The sequence below is a fragment of the Staphylococcus cohnii subsp. cohnii genome, from assembly GCF_002902365.1.
Lineage (GTDB): Bacteria > Bacillota > Bacilli > Staphylococcales > Staphylococcaceae > Staphylococcus > Staphylococcus cohnii.
This window is the reverse complement of the sequence record NZ_PPQC01000009.1, coordinates 39,738-59,215: the sequence shown is the minus strand read 5'-3', so window position 1 is coordinate 59,215 and position 19,478 is coordinate 39,738. Positions and strand designations below refer to the sequence as shown.

19 protein-coding genes are annotated in these 19,478 nt (G+C 32.3%); 10 read left to right on the top strand and 9 right to left on the bottom strand.

Features of this window, described 5'->3' with window-relative positions; all coding sequences use genetic code 11:
* Positions 1–9: 9 nt before the first annotated feature.
* The 3 genes from murQ to CD032_RS01545 all read right to left on the bottom strand — a co-directional run bounded on the left by murQ (position 10) and on the right by CD032_RS01545 (position 2,379).
* Positions 10–897: an N-acetylmuramic acid 6-phosphate etherase gene (gene murQ / locus CD032_RS01555; RefSeq protein ID WP_019468337.1), complete on the bottom strand. Its 888-nt coding sequence runs from the start codon at positions 895–897 to the stop codon at positions 10–12.
* 6 nt (positions 898–903) lie between these two features.
* Entirely contained in the window at positions 904–1,953 is a 1,050-nt protein-coding gene (locus tag CD032_RS01550) for a MupG family TIM beta-alpha barrel fold protein (RefSeq protein ID WP_019468336.1), read from the bottom strand.
* A 96-nt stretch (positions 1,954–2,049) separates the two neighbouring features.
* On the bottom strand, positions 2,050–2,379 hold the full coding sequence (locus tag CD032_RS01545) for a hypothetical protein (RefSeq protein ID WP_019468335.1): 330 nt from the start codon (positions 2,377–2,379) through the stop codon (positions 2,050–2,052).
* Positions 2,380–2,494: 115 nt separating this feature from the next.
* Here CD032_RS01545 and CD032_RS01540 point away from each other — a divergent pair, with 115 nt between their 5' ends.
* Positions 2,495–3,226, top strand: a complete 732-nt coding sequence (locus tag CD032_RS01540) for a CPBP family intramembrane glutamic endopeptidase (protein ID WP_019468334.1) — start codon at positions 2,495–2,497, stop codon at positions 3,224–3,226.
* A gap of 31 nt (positions 3,227–3,257) precedes the next feature.
* Here the strand turns inward: CD032_RS01540 and CD032_RS01535 are convergent, their stop codons facing one another.
* Entirely contained in the window at positions 3,258–3,950 is a 693-nt protein-coding gene (locus CD032_RS01535; RefSeq protein ID WP_019468333.1) for a helix-turn-helix transcriptional regulator, read from the bottom strand.
* Positions 3,951–4,476: 526 nt separating this feature from the next.
* Between CD032_RS01535 and CD032_RS01530 the strand changes: the two genes are divergently transcribed.
* From CD032_RS01530 to CD032_RS01500, 7 genes are all read left to right on the top strand, one after another.
* Positions 4,477–5,268: an inositol monophosphatase family protein gene (locus tag CD032_RS01530; RefSeq protein ID WP_019468332.1), complete on the top strand. Its 792-nt coding sequence runs from the start codon at positions 4,477–4,479 to the stop codon at positions 5,266–5,268.
* 115 nt (positions 5,269–5,383) lie between these two features.
* On the top strand, positions 5,384–6,343 hold the full coding sequence (locus CD032_RS01525; protein ID WP_019468331.1) for an LCP family glycopolymer transferase: 960 nt from the start codon (positions 5,384–5,386) through the stop codon (positions 6,341–6,343).
* Positions 6,344–6,612: 269 nt separating this feature from the next.
* A complete protein-coding gene (fdhF, locus tag CD032_RS01520; protein WP_019468330.1) occupies positions 6,613–9,567 on the top strand; it encodes a formate dehydrogenase subunit alpha in 2,955 nt (984 codons plus the stop codon).
* Entirely contained in the window at positions 9,567–10,034 is a 468-nt protein-coding gene (locus CD032_RS01515) for a helical membrane plugin domain-containing protein (RefSeq protein ID WP_019468329.1), read from the top strand. The genes fdhF and CD032_RS01515 overlap by 1 nt, the downstream gene beginning before the upstream one ends.
* 124 nt (positions 10,035–10,158) lie before the next feature.
* The gene (locus CD032_RS01510) at positions 10,159–10,443 is read left to right on the top strand and encodes a hypothetical protein (protein ID WP_071560236.1); all 285 of its coding nucleotides are present in this window, start codon (positions 10,159–10,161) and stop codon (positions 10,441–10,443) included.
* A gap of 26 nt (positions 10,444–10,469) precedes the next feature.
* A complete protein-coding gene (locus CD032_RS01505; RefSeq protein ID WP_019468327.1) occupies positions 10,470–11,246 on the top strand; it encodes an N-acetylglucosaminidase in 777 nt (258 codons plus the stop codon).
* Positions 11,247–11,362: 116 nt separating this feature from the next.
* Positions 11,363–12,487, top strand: coding sequence for an FAD-dependent monooxygenase (locus tag CD032_RS01500; RefSeq protein WP_019468326.1), 1,125 nt, complete (start codon positions 11,363–11,365; stop codon positions 12,485–12,487).
* A 384-nt stretch (positions 12,488–12,871) separates the two neighbouring features.
* Here CD032_RS01500 and CD032_RS01495 read toward each other — a convergent pair whose 3' ends face one another.
* From CD032_RS01495 to CD032_RS01475, 5 genes are all read right to left on the bottom strand, one after another.
* Entirely contained in the window at positions 12,872–13,828 is a 957-nt protein-coding gene (locus CD032_RS01495; RefSeq protein ID WP_019468325.1) for a 2-hydroxyacid dehydrogenase family protein, read from the bottom strand.
* A gap of 163 nt (positions 13,829–13,991) precedes the next feature.
* Positions 13,992–14,309: a DMT family transporter gene (locus CD032_RS01490; RefSeq protein ID WP_019468324.1), complete on the bottom strand. Its 318-nt coding sequence runs from the start codon at positions 14,307–14,309 to the stop codon at positions 13,992–13,994.
* Complete coding sequence (locus CD032_RS01485) at positions 14,309–14,629, bottom strand: DMT family transporter (RefSeq protein WP_019468323.1); 321 nt, start codon at positions 14,627–14,629, stop codon at positions 14,309–14,311. The genes CD032_RS01490 and CD032_RS01485 overlap by 1 nt, the downstream gene beginning before the upstream one ends.
* Positions 14,630–15,499: 870 nt before the next feature.
* Positions 15,500–15,967, bottom strand: a complete 468-nt coding sequence (locus CD032_RS01480) for a CHAP domain-containing protein (protein WP_019468322.1) — start codon at positions 15,965–15,967, stop codon at positions 15,500–15,502.
* A gap of 313 nt (positions 15,968–16,280) precedes the next feature.
* Positions 16,281–16,643: a DUF4870 domain-containing protein gene (locus tag CD032_RS01475; RefSeq protein WP_019468321.1), complete on the bottom strand. Its 363-nt coding sequence runs from the start codon at positions 16,641–16,643 to the stop codon at positions 16,281–16,283.
* Positions 16,644–16,896: 253 nt separating this feature from the next.
* Here CD032_RS01475 and CD032_RS01470 point away from each other — a divergent pair, with 253 nt between their 5' ends.
* Both CD032_RS01470 and nhaC read left to right on the top strand, forming a co-directional pair.
* Positions 16,897–17,967, top strand: a complete 1,071-nt coding sequence (locus CD032_RS01470; protein WP_019468320.1) for an NAD/NADP-dependent octopine/nopaline dehydrogenase family protein — start codon at positions 16,897–16,899, stop codon at positions 17,965–17,967.
* 37 nt (positions 17,968–18,004) lie between these two features.
* Positions 18,005–19,405, top strand: coding sequence for a Na+/H+ antiporter NhaC (gene nhaC / locus CD032_RS01465; protein WP_019468319.1), 1,401 nt, complete (start codon positions 18,005–18,007; stop codon positions 19,403–19,405).
* Positions 19,406–19,478: the final 73 nt, after the last annotated feature.

The following is a 19,478-nucleotide window of genomic DNA, read 5'->3' as shown; positions in this document are numbered from 1 at the left end:
GTATTTGGTTTAATCTCTGATTGCTTGCTTAACGATGTGATTATTATTGTCTAAGCGCTGTTTTGCGTCTTCTTTTGATGTTTCACACATATGCATAACGATAGCAACTTTAAGGTTATGGTCTGCAGCATTATATAACTTCTCAGATTGCTGATATGATGTGTCACAGATATCTTGTACGATGCGTATAGAGCGGTCAATTAATTTTTGGTTTGTAGCTTTTACATCGACCATGAGATTATCGTATACTTTACCGGCACCAACCATTGTGATAGTTGAAATCATATTAAGTATCAATTTTTGTGCTGTTCCTGATTTTAATCTAGTGGAACCTGTTAATACTTCCGGGCCTACATTAACTTCAATTGCTTTTGTAGCTATTTTACTTATTTTAGTATTGGTATTGCATGCAATTGAAACGGTATGTGCACCAATGCTATTTGCATATTTTAATCCTCCGATAACATAAGGTGTATTACCACTTGCAGCGATACCGATTACAACATCTTTTTCATTAAGGTGAATATGATGTAAATCTTCTTCTGCCAAAGAAGTACTATCTTCAGCACCTTCAACAGCAACTGTCATTGCTCTCTGACCGCCTGCAATTAATCCAATGACTTCATCTGGGGACGTATTGAAAGTGGGGATACATTCGGCAGCATCTAGTACACCTAATCTTCCACTCGTTCCAGCCCCCATATAAATTATTCGACCACCAGCTCTAAATTGTTTTGTCGTGATTTCTATGACTTTAGCCAATTCTGGTATGACTTTTCTAATTTGTTGAGGAACCTTTTGGTCTTCATCATTCATTGTTTTAAGAATTTCTGTAATAGACATTTCATCTAAATGCATTGTAGCTTTATTTCTAGATTCAGTAGTTAAATCACTCATTCATTTCTACTCCCTTGTTTTAATAATAAATTTAAATGTATCATTTGGCTTCATACAATGAATCAATCTGCGCTCAGACTCACAAATTTTACCTATAACATTAACATGAGGATGCGCTGGTAAGTCAGCTTTTAAGAGTTGTAATTCTCCTTGATAACGTCCGTTCAGTTTATTGTCAATTGTCACAGTACCCGTGTCACGATTTGTCGTATTATAAGCATTCATTTCACTTGTACAATAGTGTCTAGCTTCTTGCGATCGAATTACAGCTTGTGGATTGTCTGGGCGTACAGTGTGCGTTTGCTGTAATATAGAAGTCGCTTGAGTATCAAATAAATCAACTGTGAGTGTGAATGTTCTATGACACAATGCATTCATTAATTGTTCGTCTAATGGCGTATTAAGTTTAGAATCGCCAATCAAAATTTGTGTTGTCTGGTGATCTAATAGTAGTTGTGCACTCTCAATAGGGTGTTTTGTTCTCGTTGATTCTATAGTCGGTAAACCTTTAAATAAAGGCCCACGCTTTGTTGTACCTGTGATAAAACCGAAAATTGTTGCGTTTGGATTATACTTTAAAATTAGTGAGTTTTGATGATGAACAAATTCAGTTGTTAAACCTGTATCTGGACGTGGGTAATAATTATGGCAGTAACATAAATGCGTAAAGTCTTCGAGTTTTTCATAGAGTTGTTGAAGTAGCGATTCGGAAAGTATGCTTGCATTTAAGCAACAATCAAAACCGTGTTGAATGATGTCATTAATAATTTCTATAGAAGTACTGTGATCAATACGAATCATAAATTGAGCATGATGATATGATTGCAAGAATTCATAAAAAGAATGATTCAGCAATGTAGGATTGATATCAATCATATACGTAAGATGTTTGTCTGATAAATAATTTAAAAGTTCTCCCAAATAGCGATATTTAGATGCTTCATCTTCCTCTGGAATTTGAACAGATGTGAAAATGGTAGTATATCCCAAAGTAATCATTCGTCTAATATACGATTTATCAATGGGTTGTCCTAAATAAATAGAAAAGCCATGCATGTTATCACTCCTATATTGCTGTAATCGATTTCATTTTACAATACATGAAAAAGTATTACAATTTTAATTTTTAAAAAATATCATTTTGAAATATTATTACAAAAATGTTTGTAATAACTTGTGTGTTTCTAATAATTGATTTTGTAAGGTATCAAGATACTTAATTGTATTGCCGATAGTGAGTTCTTCGATAGGATTCTGGTCATGTATTAAAAGAAATTGGTAATAATTATAATGTGGTAAAGAAAAGCGTTGTAAGGATATATCTGAGAATAGGATAAGCTCGTCTTCAATAAATTGTTGAATATCTTGTTTGTATTGTTGTTTCTTTTTATTTTGAGTAACGATGGCAAATTTATATGTTTCAATTAAATTGAGTAGTTTATGAATGTGTTGCGCGAGTTGATGATATTCTAAGTTGTACATAAAATGCACCCTTTCATATAAAATTTAAAACGATGAATATGATTTTCTGAAATTGTTAAGAATGGTAGGATATACAATATAAAATTTTAAATAATTTTAAAAGGAGTTGTTGAAAGTGGAAAGAGTAAAATATCGTTTTAAAGATATTGTGTGGAAAGACTTTTCTTTGATTGTGATTTTAATTGTAAGTATGATTGTTTTTACATTAATTGGTATTTTATTTAGTTTTGTTTATGTAGATCATTTAACAGAAAAAATAGTGTTAAAGTTAAGTGTGGTTATACAACTACTCTCATATGTAGTCACTGTGTTTAGTTTTTATTTTTTACATATTAAAGATTTTAAAATGCATTTGAAGAAAAATACAGCATTTATAAAGCAACATTATATATTTCTGATTATCGTGACGATTATAATGATGGTTTGTAGTGCAATTTATAATATGACTATGCAAATGTTACCTGATGACATTGGTTTTAATGAAACTCAAAATGAGCTGGAACTAATGAATTTGTTTGATCAACCTTCATTTTTACCATTTACATTTTTATTGATTGTAATTGGAGCACCATTAGTGGAGGAAATATTTTTTAGACATTTACTGATAGGTGAACTAGGGAAGAAATTTAATACTATTGTTATGGGGATTATTTCAGCTATTTTATTTTCATTAATGCATGTGATGGGGGCAGAATCTCCATTCGAAATAGGGAGTTATATAATTTTAGCAATCGCTATGGTATATGCATATATCAAGTCAGGATGTAAATTAATAGCAAGTGTAAGTATACATATGCTCAATAATTTAATTTCATTTATTTTTACGCTTATTACATTATATACATAATGTGGACGCTTGAAAAAATCCCATTGAGTTTTTAGGACTCAGTGGGATTTGAAAATTGTTGATAGTTATTGATAGTAATATCTTGTGTTTTAATTTTTTTCTCAAAAGAATATGAAATATCATGGATATCAACAATAGGTATTTCATTTGTTTTACCGAGACCAATTTCAAAAATAACTGCTTTCCATAATCCGTCTGTACATAATAATCCGATAAAAATGACATTTTCAGTAATAATATCGTTATCTTTATTATACTCCATTGCCATCACATTTCGTTCAGTGCAATAGATTAAAACCTCTGAAAAGATAGGTGGCAAGTCAACATGTGTTTGTTGATTAAATTTTATGTACCTGTCGAGCTTTTTAAGCGCACGTCTCATTTTTGTATAAGGCAAATTTAAACATTTTTTTATAATTGCGTTTATCTCTTCTTTATATGGAAGTGTTGTATATGATTGACTTTCATTCAATACTAAGAATAAAGCAGTAAGTTGATTGTCAGTTAATTCGAGCTCATAACTATTAGGTGTTTCTTGAAGTTGATAACCACCTAATTTACCATGTTTTGCTAGAATTTTTACCCCTTGATCTTCTAAATCTTGAATATCTCTTAAAATCGTACGTTTCGATACATCTAAGTCTATTGCAAGTTCTGAAGCAGTAATTTGCTTATTTTGCTGTATTGCTTGTACCAATTTATTTTGTCTTTCGCGTTTATTCATTAGAAAGTCACCTCCCAAATGATTACATATTACATTCATTATAGCATAAAAGTGACAATGACGACATTTATAAAGTTTTAAAAAAGTTATAGAAAACGCTTACATTTTCTGATTGTTTATGTTAGTATAATAATTAGTAACAAGGGGGTAGCGAAAAGATAACAAAGGGTAGGCTATTACATATAGTTTTGTTAATATCTTTTTCGTACGAGTTACTAAGCAAACATCTTCAATATTTATTACTTACTTTCCTTTCTATTTAGAGGCTGGGGCAAATTAATTGTCTCAGCCTCTTAGCGTTTTATTGGGTTTCATCTTTGTCAGGGTTGATTGAAACAAAATGATTTTAAATTAATTCGATTTCAGTCCCATTCCTTTATTTATGGTATTGAGTCTACATAGAACAATAATTAATGGTAAAGGTTTGTTACTGTAATTATATTTATATGATAAAATAAAACAAATTATACATATTAAATAATTAAAATGAAAAAATTTATTGATTCGTTTAAAGAGGGGGTCGCAAATGAATAAAGAAGCGTTATTAAACATTGATAATTTAGTTAGAGATTGGTTAACAACATTAGATGATATTATTCCACAGTTAATCAAAGAAATGGTTACTTCAACGAAACAAAATCGATTTGATTTAGTGACCAATGTAGATAAATCTATTCAACAAAATTTCGAAAATTTTTTACAGCAACATTTTCCAAGCCACCAACTCTTTGCTGAAGAAAAATCGAATGATGACATCTTGGCAAAAAAAGGACCTGTATGGGTCATGGATCCGATTGATGGTACTACAAATTTAGTTAAGCAACAAGAAGATTATTGTATTATTTTAGGCTACTTTGTCGATGGGGAACCTACATTATCATATATTTATGATTATCCACACGGCAAGCTTTATAAAGCAATCAAAGGGCAAGGTGCATATATGAATGGTAATTTATTGCAACAGCCTGAAGCTATTCAATTAGAAGATGCAATTATTTCATTTAACACATTGGTGATGAATGATGATACAATTCATGAACTTAATGATGCTTCTTTTGGATATCGTTTCATTGGTTCATGTGGTTTAGATTCCGTGCGTGTGATTTTAGGGCAATTTGGTGCGCATGTAAATACTAATCCCAAACCATGGGATATTGCTGCACAATTTTTATTCGCTGAAGAATTAGGGTTAAAAATGACGACATTAAATAATACAACTTTAGATTTTGCGAAAGCAGGACCTTTTATTATTAGTAACAAAGCTTGCCATAAAGAAATGTTGACGATTCTAAATTCAGGATCTGGATATCAAAAATAATTATTTAAAATTATTAATTATTTAACAATAGGTCTTAAGCACCATGTTCATTAAATAAGTTTACTATATAATTTATAATTAATTGAAATAGAATATAGAATGGAGAATGAAAAAGGTGAATCGTTCTAACAAATATAATAAAAAGAAAATGGGGTTACCCACGAAAGTATTTTTGTGGTTCTTGGGTATATTGCTAATTTTAGCAATTTTAGCCGTTGTTTATTTAGGGTTTAAAATATTTTCTGTTGGTGGGGCAATACATAACCCATTAGATAGAGATAAATCATCTTTGAGAGAAGAAAAAGCTAATCTTAATAATGGAGATCCTTTTACGATTGCTTTATTTGGCGTAGATTCAGATGCTAAAAGGGATGCCGATGGTGGAGGACAACGTAGTGATACGATTATGGTGTTATCTATCAATCCTGAGAAGAAATCCACTGAAATTGTGAGTATACCTAGAGACACTCAAGCGGATATTGTAGGTAAAGGCACTACTGAAAAAATTAATCATGCGTATGCCTATGGTGGGCCTGACATGGCTGTGAAGTCAGTAGAAAAACTATTGAATGTGCCAATAGATCACTATGCAACGATTGATATGGACGGCATGAAAGATATGATAGATACCATAGGAGGTATTGATGTCACTAGTAATGCTACTTTTTCATATGATGGATTCCAATTTAATGAAGGACAAAAATCTCATATGGATGGAAAAGAAGCAATGGCGTTTATAAGAAGTCGTAAAGAAGAAGGCGCTGGTGGTGACTTTGGTAGACAAGAGCGTCAGCAATTAGTGATACAAGGTCTAGCGAACAAGTTAACGAGTATTAGTTCAGTTACACATTTTAATTCGTTGATGAATCACGTTGAAGACAATGTGAAAACAGATTTGACTTTAGGAGAGTTAAACAAAGTTAGAGGTAATTATAAAGATGCAAATGATAACGTACACCGTCATCAATTAGAAGGTCAAGGCGGAATACAAGATGATGGGCTTTATTACTTTATACCTAGCCAAAGCTCGTTATCTGAAATCGAAAGCGATATCAAAGATAATTTAGGGATTTAATTTAATAAATACACGCAATCAATTACATTGGTTGCGTGTATTTTTGTTTTAGTCATTAAAATAATCAATACTCAGTGAAAATGTATAACACTATAAAATAATATTTATATTAAGCAGTCGAAAAATAGTGGAAAGCCTTAACATTTTATTGATTTACATATACAATATAAATAACATTACCAAAAAGTGTGGGGCTTTTAGGATGGAATGTTACCAAACATCTTTGATTCATAAACATGGGCTTTATAAAATTAATAGGGGTGAATAGTATGCAAGAACATTTAATTATTACATTAGATGGCAAAGATTATCTTGTGGAACCCGGCACAAACTTACTACAATTTATTAAATCACAAGATACGTTTGTACCTTCTATATGTTATAACGAATCGCTTGGTCCTATAGAAACTTGTGATACGTGTACAGTAGAAATAGACGGTGTGATGCAACGTGCTTGTAGTACGACGATAGATAAACCAATGATTGTTAATACACAAAATGATAATGTACAAACAAGTCAAAAAGAAGCTTTAGACCGTATTTTAGAAAAACATATGCTTTATTGTACAGTATGTGATTATAATAATGGTGATTGTGAAATTCATAATACAATGGATCAGTGGGGGCTTGAACATCAAACATATGAATACAAGGAAAAGCCATATGAAAAAGATTATGGTCCATTCTATCGTTATGATCCAGACCAATGTATTCTATGTGGGCGCTGTGTTGAAGTTTGTCAAGATGTCCAAGTCAACGAAACTTTAACGATTGATTGGGAACGTCAACAACCGCGTGTTATTTGGGATAATGATACAACAATAAATGATTCATCATGCGTTGGGTGTGGTCAGTGTGCGACAGTATGTCCTTGTAATGCAATGTTAGAAGTCAACATGGAAGGTAACGCTGGCTATATGACAGATTTAGAGCCAGGATCACTTGCTGCGATGATCGATTTAACTAAAAAAGCAGAACCAGGTTATGGACCGCTATTTGCGGTATCTGATTCAGAAGCAGCGATGCGTGAAGAACGCATCGAAAAAACTAAGACTGTATGTACATATTGCGGTGTTGGTTGTTCATTTGACGTTTGGACAAAAGGTAGAGAAGTATTGAAAGTACAACCTCAACATGAATCTCCAGCAAACAAAATTGCAACGTGTGTGAAAGGTAAATTCGGTTGGGATTATATTGATTCAGAAGAAAGATTGACTAAACCATTAGTTCGTAAAAATAATCAATTCGAAGAAGTAGAATGGGATGAAGCACTGCAAGTGATTTCTGAAAACTTTAACAAGGTAAAAGCTTCTCACGGCTCAGATGGTCTTGCATTCATTTCTTCATCTAAAGCGACAAATGAGGAATCATATTTAATGCAAAAACTTGCGAGACAAGTGATTGGTACAAATAACGTGGATAACTGTTCTCGATACTGTCAAGCACCTGCAACCAAGGGATTATTTAGAACTGTAGGTCATGGTGGTGACTCTGGTTCAATCGAAGATCTTGAAATCGCTGACATGGTTGTTTTAATAGGGACAAACACTGCAGAAGCGCACCCAGTCATCGCTTCTCGTATTAAACGTGGACATAAATTATATAATAATACTTTAAATGTGTTTGATATACGTAAACATGAAATGGCTGAAAGAGCTGATAACTTCTATCAACCTAAACCAGGTACTGATTTAGTATGGTTATCTGCTGTGACAAAATATATTATAGATAATGACTTACACGATAAAGCTTTTGTTGATGAATGGGTAAATGGCTTCGATGAATATCATAAATCTTTAGCACCATATACGATGACATTTGCCGAAGAAACAACAGGTATTTCGCAAGAAGCACTCATTGATTTTGCGCATCAAGTGGTTAATGCTAAAACAGTGTCAATTGCCTGGGCAATGGGTGTAACACAACAAGATATTGGTAGTGACACGTCTACTGCAATATCCAACTTATTATTAGCTACAGGTAATTATAGAAAACCAGGTACTGGTGCATATCCGCTTCGTGGTCACAACAACGTACAAGGATGTAGTGACATGGGTAGCATGCCTGATCAATTCCCTGGTTACCAAAAAGTAGCAGACGATGAAATTCGTGCAAAATTTGAAAGAGAATATGGTGAAACATTACCGAGTGTTCCTGGTAAAGATAATCACCAAATGATGGAAGGTATTCACGCAGGTGAAATTGACGCATTGTATTTATATGGTGAAGATACAGGTATTGTTGATTCAAATATCAACTATGTACAAGCTGCACTAGAAAAAGTTGGTTTTTTAGTCGTACAAGATGAGTTTTTCACTTTCACTGCTTCATATGCAGATGTAGTTTTACCAGCATGTCCTTCACTAGAGAAAACAGGTACATTTACGAATACTGAACGCCGTATCCAACGTTTATATCAAGCCCTTGAACCTAAAGGCGAATCTAAACCAGATTGGGTCATTATTCAAGATGTAGCTAGAACACTAGGTTATGATTGGAATTACACGCACCCAAGTCAAATTATGGACGAAATTGCTAAACTGACACCATCATATTCGGGCGTGAACTATGACAGATTAGATGGTTACAATAGTTTACAATGGCCTGTGGCTGAAGACGGCACAGACCAACCAACATTATATATAGATGGATTTAACTTTGAAGACGGTAAAGCGAATTTCTATCCTTTAACATTTGATAACTTCTTTAAAGTTAATGAAGAATACGATTTACATGTCAACAACGGACGTTTATTAGAGCATTTCCACGAAGGAAATATGACATATAAAGTACCAGGTCTTGCATATAAAGTCCCTCAACCATTTGTAGAAGTATCTCCAGAACTAGCACAAGAAAGAGATATTCATGAAGGGGCAGAAGTTAAGTTGATTTCAGATAGTGGTGAAGCTGAACTAATTGCACATGTCACTGATAGAGTAAAAGGCAAAGAAATTTATATTCCACTTAATAACAATGCCATGATAAATGGTGATCAAGGTGCGATTAACTTATTGACGAACAGTGATGTGGATAAAGATACAGACACACCTTCTTATAAGCGTACAAGTTGTCGTATGGAAGTTAAAACACGTAGAGGAAAATCACCATTAAACCCTACAAACTTCCGAGTAGATAAACAAAGACAACCACAATATAGCGTACGTGTTGAAGACAAATGGAAACGTGATGATTACACTTTCCCAGGAAGTCAGGTGAATAAATAATGGCTGAGAGAATAACGAAAATTAAGCGCATGCAAAAGTCTGAAGAACAAATCAAACAAGAAAGTTTAGCAGAAGTAACAGATGCAATTGCAGCAAATAAAGATAGTATCATGAAAGCTATTAACATTATTAGCACGTTGGACGATGCTAAGATACTAGATGCAGTATCAGGTATGGTCAATAGTCGAGGTGTTATCGCTAATAAATTCGCAGTTGAATTAAACAAAGAACAATACACAGGATTGATTACAAATATGGCATCACTTGTTTTCCTTTTAGGTGATTTGAATGTCAATGACTTGAGCATTATGTTAAATAAAGTAAATAAAGGATTAAGTGTTGCAAATCAAGCTAGTCCAAACCAAAAAACATCTATCACTGGCTTAATGAGTGTACTGAGAGATGACGAAATGAATCGTAGTTTAACTTATATGTTAAATATGCTCAGAGGCATGTCTAGATCATAAAATGAAGTGTATATATTGATGAAAAAAGCCCTTATTGTGAATTTTTATTCACATGAGGGCTTTTTTGCTATGATAAATGACATATTGAAAATTAAGTAAATATGATACAATTTCAATAAACAGAATGATTTACTTAGAATATGATTACAAGGAGTGGAGTCTTATCAATCCGAAATTAATTAAAATCATGGCTATTATTTCAAATGTATTTTTAGTCATTGGTATTATATTTTTAATCACTTTAAATATTGCGATGGCGATTACAATGTTTGTTGTTTCATTGGCAATTAGCTTAGTGATTTTCAACACATTGTTTAGAAATCGAAAAGGCATGCGTATTGCAATTAATGTTTCCTTTATAATTGTACTTATTGCGATTATTTTTGCCTATTTCACATTGACTCAATAAAATGCAATGCAGGGAGATTTTAAAATATGAATGAGCGTGTTAAACAACGTATACCGTTGATATTATTAATATTAATTATCGCTATATTTGTGATTTTATTAATAATAAATGAAACATCTTTATTTGAGAAACAAAAGACCCATACCTTTAATGAAGCGGTAGATAAACAAGTAAGCTCAGACGCATTAAATATGAAAGAACAAGAAGGTAAATTTATTAAAGCTTCTACTGCAGACGTGAAAAAAGCAATGGAAGTTAATAGTGATCAAGACGATTTAAACCATATGGATATTTCTGAAAAAGTATCTATGTCCGAAGACGAGATAAATAAAATTTTAAAAAATAAAGGTATATTAAAAGGAAAAGGTAAAACTTTTCTAAAGGCACAAGAAAAGTATGATGTTAATGTTTTATATTTAGTGAGTCATGCTTTAGTTGAAACAGGTAATGGTAAATCAGAATTAGCTAAAGGTATTAAAGATAAAGATGAAAGATATTATAACTTTTTTGGTATAGGTGCATTTGATGAAAATGCTGTACATACTGGTAGTAGCTTTGCAAAAAAACAAGCGTGGACATCCCCTGAAAAAGCAATTATGGGTGGTGCTCAATTTGTAAGAAAAAATTACTTTGATAATAAACAAATATCACTTTATCAAATGAGATGGAATCCTAAGACACCTGGTGAGCATCAATATGCAAGTGATGTGGATTGGGATGACAATATCGCTTGGTTTATGAAACATTTTTATAAAAATTTAGGCATTAAAAAAGATGACATCAACAAAGATTATTATTTGTAGTGGTATCATAAAAGATTACAACCGCAATTTTTAGAAACTTACATTACATTTTGTTATGTTATTATACAAATGTGAATACATTATTAAAAGATTAGGGAAAGTTGGAGTGAATAAAGATGAAAATAGCCATCGTCGGTGCAGGTATAGGTGGTTTAACTGCAGCAGCTTTATTAATAGAGCAAGGTCATGATGTAAGTGTATTTGAAAAAGAAGATACAGTATCTGAATTAGGTGCTGGTATTGGCATTGGTGGTAATGTCATTGAAAAACTAAACGGTCATGATTTAGCAAAAGGACTTAAAAACATTGGACAAGTTATTGATGTGATGGAAGTTCGAGATGAAAAAGACAAACGATTATCAAAACTTAAGTTGAAAAAACACACAGTTAATTTAACAATGTCACGCCAAAGTTTATTAGATGTGATTAAATCTTATGTGCCGAATAGCGCAATTTTTACAAATCATAATGTAACAGGAATTGAAAATGGTGATTTGAAAGTGACCTTACAATTTTCTGAACAAACTTCACAATCATTTGATTTATGTATCGGCGCTGATGGTATCCATTCAAATATAAGGCAATCATTAGTACCAAATAGTAAACCAATTTATCAAGGATACACAGTATTCAGAGGCTTAGTTGAAGATATTGATTTAAAAGATAACCATATTGCTAAAGAATTTTGGTCTACAAAAGGTAGAGTGGGCATTGTGCCATTAATAAACAATCAGGCTTATTGGTTTATTTCTATTTCTGCCAAAGTTCATGATGCTAAAATACATGCTTTTGCGAAACCACATTTACAGGCGAGATTTAATCATTTCCCTAATGAGGTTAGACAAATTTTAGATAAACAAAGTGAAACAGATGTATTGTTACATGATATGTATGATTTAAATCCATTGAAATCATTTGTTTATCAACGTGTTGTGCTTCTAGGTGATGCTGCACATGCAATGACACCTAACATGGGGCAAGGTGCTGGTCAAGCAATGGAAGACGCTATTGTGCTCGCGAATTGTCTGCAATCATATGATTTTGATTTAGCTTTGGAACACTATGATAAATTACGTGTAAAGCATACAAAAAAAATAATAAAGCGTTCTAGAAAAATAGGAAAAACTGCGCAAAGAACAAATAAATTTGTCGTTAAAGTGAGAAATAAACTTGCTAAAATCCTTCCTGATCGATTACTTTCTAATCAGACAAAATTTATTTATAAATCGAAAGAAAAGTAAAACATATATTTAGGATAAAATGTTCAATATCAAAGAGGCCGTAACTGTATATTAGAAAAATACAGTTACGGCTTTTTTAGCTAAATTGACTATGATTTGTTTAACTTTTCTAAGGTAATAATGTAGTTATCATTTTCAATACTTAAATTATGTCATATAGAGAACAATCTGATTAAATATAATTTGCGCTTAATTTTTATTGCATAAACAACATTGAAAATAGAAAAACACTTCCGTGCTATACATTTTAATAAATAGCACGGAAGTGTTATTTTAATCCCATTAATTGTGGGAGTTTATAACTGTTTTGAATAGAAACTGTCCTTTAAACATGAGTCAAAATGAAGGTGTCCTTGTGTTTATGTTTTGTTAAATATTCAATGATTAATTAACGACAAATTTAGGTTCTTCACCATTAAGTTTACTTATTGTGTCACTAGCTACAATTTTTGACATCATATCACGAGATTCAAAAGTAGCATTACCAATGTGTGGCGTAATAACAACATTATCTAATGATTTTAGTTCATCATTAATTTCAGGTTCAAATTCAAACACATCTAATGCTGCACCTTCGATATCTTTATTTTTTAATGCTTCTACTAAAGAGGCTTCATTTACGATAGGGCCTCTAGCTGCATTAATGAGATAACTTGTTTGTTTCATTAATTTGAATTGTTCAGTGTCAAATAAATGGTGTAAATCAGGATTATATGCAGCATTAATTGTAATGAAATCTGAGTGCTGTAAGAGCGTATCAAAATCAACATATTTAGCACCTATTTCACGTTCCTTATCAACTTTTTGATGAGGTCCTGTGTAAAGTACGTTCATATCAAATGCTTTCGCACGTCTTGCCACTGCACTTCCAATTTCTCCTAAACCAATGATTCCTATTGTTTTACCAGAAACTTCTCTACCACGGAAGAATAACGGTGCCCATCCGTCAAATCCGGTTGTACGACATAATTTATCGCCTTCAGGAATACGTCTCGCTACAGCTAATACAAGTGCGAAAGTTAATTCTGCTGTAGAGTTTGTTGAAGCTTTTGGTGTATTTGTTACATCAATTTGTTTTTGACGTGCGTGTTCAACATCTACGTTATTGAAACCAGCGCCATAGTTTGTGATGATTTTTAAGTTTGAGCCTGCATCAATCACATCTTTATCAACATTAGTAGATAGAAGGCTGATTAAAGCATCAGCATCTTTAACGCCTTGAATCAATGTTTCTTTATCAATAATACCTTTGCCTTCATACATATCAACTTCATAACCTTGTTCTTTTAGCAAGTTATACCCAACTTCTGGTATTGAGCCTGCAATGAAAACTTTTACCATGTATAATCACTTCCTTTACCTAAAGTATAGTAAATTTTATATAAGTAAACAAACTTTTACATTGCTCTCAATTTTAACAAAGTACATATTACATATGATTATATTTCTAAAATAAAGTGATAATTTTATAATCGTAGATATTACGCTAATTTAAAAAGTTATTTTAACCAACAATTTTCAAGCCAACAATTGCTAAAACAATGATAACAATAAAGAAAATACGTTTGATATTTTTAGATTCATTATAGATAAGCATGCCGGCTAGCGTGCCTCCACCTGTACCAATACCACTCCATACAGCATAAGCAGTACCCATAGGTATACCCATTGTCATTGCTAATTTAAGTGTGCTAAAACTACAAATAAAGGCAACTGCTAAAAGCACAACGAATGCTTTCTTTTTAGTACGAGCAATTTCATTTAGAATAATGACACCAACAACTTCTAGTAAACCAGCCATAAATAGTATAATCCATGCCATTATTGTTCAGCCTCCTCTGTAGTTAATTTAAGACCGATAATTCCAATTACAAGTAAGATAACTAATGCTATTTTCGCAATGTTAAAATGGTCTCCGAAAAACATCATATCAACCATTACTGTTCCAATAGCACCAATACCTACAAATACAGCATAAACAGTTCCAACAGGTAACGATTTACAAGCTGAAATGACTAAATAGAAACTCAATATTAAAATAATAATCGTACCAGTCCAACTCAAGAATGAGTCAGCAGTGTTTAATCCAGTAACCCATAATATTTCTATAATTCCTGCTATGATAACTTTAAGCCACTGCATTTGCTTCAACCTCCTTTTTACATGAAACGCTATTATTTTCTCAAACTTTTAATTAGCCTGCAATATGTACACATCATTTCAATATAAAAAGCCTAAGGCATTAAAGAATATCTTAGACTCAGAAAGTAGACAAACTCTTCTCATTAATTTGCGGAGGGTTTGTTTATTTGCTATTTATACAGTTTTTACAAATAAGATTTTTTCCTTGAACTAATCTTTATGCGTTAATTTTTTTAATTTTTCTTGAAAGTGGAGTGTGTCCTTTTTAACTAATTCAGTTGTATACTTATTCTTATTTGCATTTGCTTTAATATATATGAAGTCAATATATAAATATGAGTGATCTACCAAATTATTTTTGATAGCTATTTCTATTATTTTCTCAAATATTTGTCTTCGACAAGTTCATATACAAAGTTTAAATCTAATATCGCATCGACTTTACGTAATCAATGATTATTAGGGACTAATTCAGAGATAGAAATTATTTCATATTGCTCTCTTTTCGCAAATGATTTATTCAGCATCATAACTATCATCACTGCTTAATTTACATATATTATAATATTGGTAGTGATTTATGCCGACTCTTGCGGGAATAGCACTAGTCGAAGAATACAGGCTAAGGCAGTGCCCACGGAAAACGTGCATAAAAAAACTGCCAACAAAGTCGGAGACTTTGTTGGCAGTCTGAACCTAAGACATTAAAGAATATCTTAGACTTTTTATAAGTTACTACTTATTATTGAAAAGAATTGTTATTGCTTTTTTACCATAAATAATCATATTTATCATACGTATAAAGTCGTCATTTAAGCACATGACTTTATGTTTCATATGCCTCCCAATAGTGATTATTTAATAGCAATATTAGTTAAGGTGGATATAGTTATATGAACTAGCTTCACCAGCTGAAATTGTACGTTCACTTACTGAGAATGGTCCACCATTATAGTTCATTTCAGAAACATTTACAGAACCGTCGCTGTTAACATTTTCAACGTATGCTACGTGGCCCATGCTACCTTCACTAGATTGTAAGATAGAACCTGCCTCTGGAGAATTGTTAACTGTATATCCTGCTGAAGATGCTGCAGAAGCCCAATTATTTGCATTTCCCCATGTAGAACCGATTTCGCCACCTGTTTTATCAAATACGTACCAAGTACATTGTCCAGCAGTATATAAGTTTGCACTTGAACCTGATGTAGCTTGTGTTGTGTTTTGATTAGCTTGTGTAGTTTGTTCAGCTGCATTAGCTTCATTTCCGTGATCTAAACCTACAATTGCTGCGCCGATACCTGCTGTCAATGTTGTTGCTGTTACTATTTTTTTCATAATAAAAAAGTCCTCCCAAATTTAATTCATCTATTATTTTAATAAAATTTATTTTTATAATTACTGCGTTAGTTTCAACGACAATTTATACAATAACAGAAGAACATCACTTTGTGTGGATTGTTACGTATTTGTAAAACAATTAAAAAGACCTCACATATTGTTGTAATAAACAACACGTGAGGTTACAAAAGAGAATATTGTTGTAATATGGTAAAAAATGCGCAAGTATAAGGTTTGAATACATCATCTACACATCTGCTGGATTTGTATATTACATTGAGTGTAAAGAATCACAAAATTTTGATTAAAATTATTTGAAAAATCTAATAGATAGCGGTGGTAAATAATCTTCTCCATTATACGCTTTTACTGCTGCTACAATTGTAAAAATAAAGTTTAAAATTGCGATGATAGGAAATAGAATAAATCCTATGAGAATGAACATCAAAATAGTTGAAACCGTTAACCAAATAACATATGAAATTAGGAAATTAAAATAATTTTTACCTGCTCTATCAACGAATGCTGAGTCTTCACGTTTAATAAGCCAAATGATTAGTGGTGCTAAAAATGTAGTGAAAAAACTAAGTACATAAATTAATGTTGCCATCAATCTTGCATCGCTATTAGGTTCTTGATTGAATACTTCACGATTTGAGTATGCTTCAGTCATTATTATTCCTCCTTTTAACTTACTATTACTATAACAAAACCAAAAATGAGTTGTACATTATTTGAAAAATTTTATAAAAAAGACTGTTTACAATGTTGCGATATTGTTAAAATATAGAAATGCACATAAGCAGGTATTTAATTGAAAAAATTAAATAGGTTGTATACCAGTGTTTATCATTTTTCTTAATAGGTTATACATGAGAGTAATGTTTAACACGAAAAATTCAATGTTTAAAGAAAGAAGGGTGTTTATGAAGATAGCTATTGTAGGATCAGGTAATGGTGCTGTTACTGCAGCACTAGATATGGTTAGCAAAGGACATGAAGTCAAATTATATTGTAGAAATCAATCGATAGATAAATTTGATAAAGCCATTGAGCAAGGTGGTTTTACATTTAATAATGAAGGTGAGGAAACCTTCGTAAAATTTACTGACATAAGTGACGATATGGAATACGTACTTGAAGGTGCTGAAGTTATACAAGTTGTTATACCTTCATCATTCATTGAACATTATGCACATACTATGGCACCATTTATCAAAGCACATCAATTAATATTCTTTAATATTGCTGCTGCTATGGGATCAATACGTTTTATGAATGTGCTAGAAGATATGCATATAGATGTAATGCCTAAGTTTGCTGAAGTAAATACATTAACTTATGGTACACGTGTCGATTTTGAGGCAGCACGTGTCGATTTATCTTTAAATGTTAGAAAAGTACATTTTTCAACATATGACAAAGAAGAGTTAAGTGATAGCTTCGATACAATAGAAAAATTGTATCCTTATATTGTAAAGGAAGAAAGCTTGTGGAAAACAAATTTAGAAAATGGTAACCCTGAAGTTCATCCTGGGCCAACGTTATTAAATGTAGGAAGAATTGATTATGCTGATACGTTCGCATTGTACGAAGAAGGGATTACGAAACATACTGTGCGCTTATTACATGCAGTAGAGTTAGAAAGACTAACATTAGGACGTAAATTAGGATTTGAGTTATCATCTGCAAAAGAAGCTCGAATTGAACGTGGTTATTTAGAAAGACAAGATGAGGATGAACCACTTAACCGTTTGTTTAATACGAGTCCCGTATTTTCTCAAATTAAGGGACCTAATCATGTGAAGAATCGTTATTTAACAGAAGATATTGCACATGGTTTAGTGCTTTGGTCAAGTTTAGGCCGAGAAATTGATGTACCAACGCCTAACATTGATGCGATTATTATTATTGCATCTACAATATTAGAACGTGACTTCTTTGAAGAGGGGTTAACGATAGATGAGTTAGGAAAAGATAAGTTAGGATTGTACTAATTATAATATTCATTCATATAAATAAGGGGAAATGTGTATGAAAAGACAACCAACTTTTTTAGAATCAATTTCAACGATCATAGTGATGATTATTATTGTAATTACTGGTTTTGTTGTGTTTGATATTCCAATTCAAGCACTGCTTATTCTTTCTTCAGCTTATGCTGCAATTATTGCGAGACGAGTAGGTTTAAAATGGAAAGATTTAGAAGAAGGCATTACCAATCGTTTAGCAACAGCAATGCCAGCGATATTTATTATACTATCTGTAGGCATTATCGTAGGTACTTGGATGTATTCTGGAACAGTACCTGCACTGATTTATTATGGCTTAGAATTTTTAAATCCTAATTTGTTTTTAGTATCAGCGTTTATTATTTGTGCAATTACCTCAGTTGCTACTGGAACTGCATGGGGATCAGCATCTACAGCAGGCATAGCACTGATGGCGATTAGTGCACAGCTAAATATTCCAGCTGGTATGGCTGCAGGTGCAATCATTGCAGGTGCAGTATTTGGTGATAAAATGACACCACTATCAGACACGACTAATTTAGCAGCGTTGGTCACTAAAGTAAATATCTTCTCACATATAAGAGCAATGATATGGACAACGGTGCCAGCATCTATAATTGGATTAATTGTATGGTATTTTGCTGGTTTACAATTTAAAGGTAGCGCGAATACTTCGCAAGTTAATGCGATGCTCAAGGAGCTATCAACGATTTATAATATCAACTTTTTTGTATGGTTACCGTTAATCATTATCATTGTATGTTTATTGTTTAAAATTTCTACGGTACCGTCGATGTTAATCTCCAGTGTAAGTGCGATTGTTATCGGGGCTTTTAATAATGGCTTTAAGATAACAGATGGCTTTAAAGCCACATTTGATGGATTTAATAAAAGCATGGTACCTAATTTACATGGCTCATTATCCGATAAAGCTGTTAATTTAATAGAACAGGGCGGTATGATGAGTATGACTGAAATTGTAGTTACTATTTTCTGTGGTTATGCCTTTGCTGGCATAGTGGAAAAAGCAGGATGTTTAGATGTAATCTTGAAGAAAATATCTAGTAATATCAATTCAGTGGGTACTTTAATTCTTGCCACAGTTTTAGGTGGATTAATGATGGTGTTAGCTGCAGGTGTTGCTTCTGTTGTAATAATTATGGTTGGTGTATTAATGATGGATATGTACAATAAAATGGGCTTGGATCGGTCAAATTTATCCAGAACATTAGAAGATTCAGGCACAATGATTATACCATTGATACCATGGGGCACCTCTGGCATTTATTATACTCAACAATTAGGTGTTTCTGTTGACCAGTTCTTTATATGGGCTGTGCCTTGTTATTTATGTGTCCTATTTGCGATATTTTATGGTTTTAGTGGTATTGGCATAAAAAAAGCTAAAGCGAGTGAAGGATAAAAATGATATATATTAGCAACATGCTAAAATAAAACTAAAGCGTAGTCATATATTCAAATTTTAACCTTGTTTA

Coding starts and splice junctions, on each gene's coding strand:
- CD032_RS01500 (WP_019468326.1), top strand. CDS start 11,363: ATGAAAATAGCCATCGTCGGTGCAGGTATAGGTGGTTTAACTGCAGCA.
- CD032_RS01510 (WP_071560236.1), top strand. CDS start 10,159: ATGATTTACTTAGAATATGATTACAAGGAGTGGAGTCTTATCAATCCG.
- CD032_RS01505 (WP_019468327.1), top strand. CDS start 10,470: ATGAATGAGCGTGTTAAACAACGTATACCGTTGATATTATTAATATTA.
- CD032_RS01550 (WP_019468336.1), bottom strand. CDS start 1,953: ATGCATGGCTTTTCTATTTATTTAGGACAACCCATTGATAAATCGTAT.
- fdhF (WP_019468330.1), top strand. CDS start 6,613: ATGCAAGAACATTTAATTATTACATTAGATGGCAAAGATTATCTTGTG.
- CD032_RS01515 (WP_019468329.1), top strand. CDS start 9,567: ATGGCTGAGAGAATAACGAAAATTAAGCGCATGCAAAAGTCTGAAGAA.
- CD032_RS01470 (WP_019468320.1), top strand. CDS start 16,897: ATGAAGATAGCTATTGTAGGATCAGGTAATGGTGCTGTTACTGCAGCA.
- CD032_RS01495 (WP_019468325.1), bottom strand. CDS start 13,828: ATGGTAAAAGTTTTCATTGCAGGCTCAATACCAGAAGTTGGGTATAAC.
- CD032_RS01480 (WP_019468322.1), bottom strand. CDS start 15,967: ATGAAAAAAATAGTAACAGCAACAACATTGACAGCAGGTATCGGCGCA.
- CD032_RS01530 (WP_019468332.1), top strand. CDS start 4,477: ATGAATAAAGAAGCGTTATTAAACATTGATAATTTAGTTAGAGATTGG.
- CD032_RS01490 (WP_019468324.1), bottom strand. CDS start 14,309: ATGGCATGGATTATACTATTTATGGCTGGTTTACTAGAAGTTGTTGGT.
- CD032_RS01485 (WP_019468323.1), bottom strand. CDS start 14,629: ATGCAGTGGCTTAAAGTTATCATAGCAGGAATTATAGAAATATTATGG.
- murQ (WP_019468337.1), bottom strand. CDS start 897: ATGAGTGATTTAACTACTGAATCTAGAAATAAAGCTACAATGCATTTA.
- CD032_RS01475 (WP_019468321.1), bottom strand. CDS start 16,643: ATGACTGAAGCATACTCAAATCGTGAAGTATTCAATCAAGAACCTAAT.
- CD032_RS01535 (WP_019468333.1), bottom strand. CDS start 3,950: ATGAATAAACGCGAAAGACAAAATAAATTGGTACAAGCAATACAGCAA.
- CD032_RS01545 (WP_019468335.1), bottom strand. CDS start 2,379: ATGTACAACTTAGAATATCATCAACTCGCGCAACACATTCATAAACTA.
- nhaC (WP_019468319.1), top strand. CDS start 18,005: ATGAAAAGACAACCAACTTTTTTAGAATCAATTTCAACGATCATAGTG.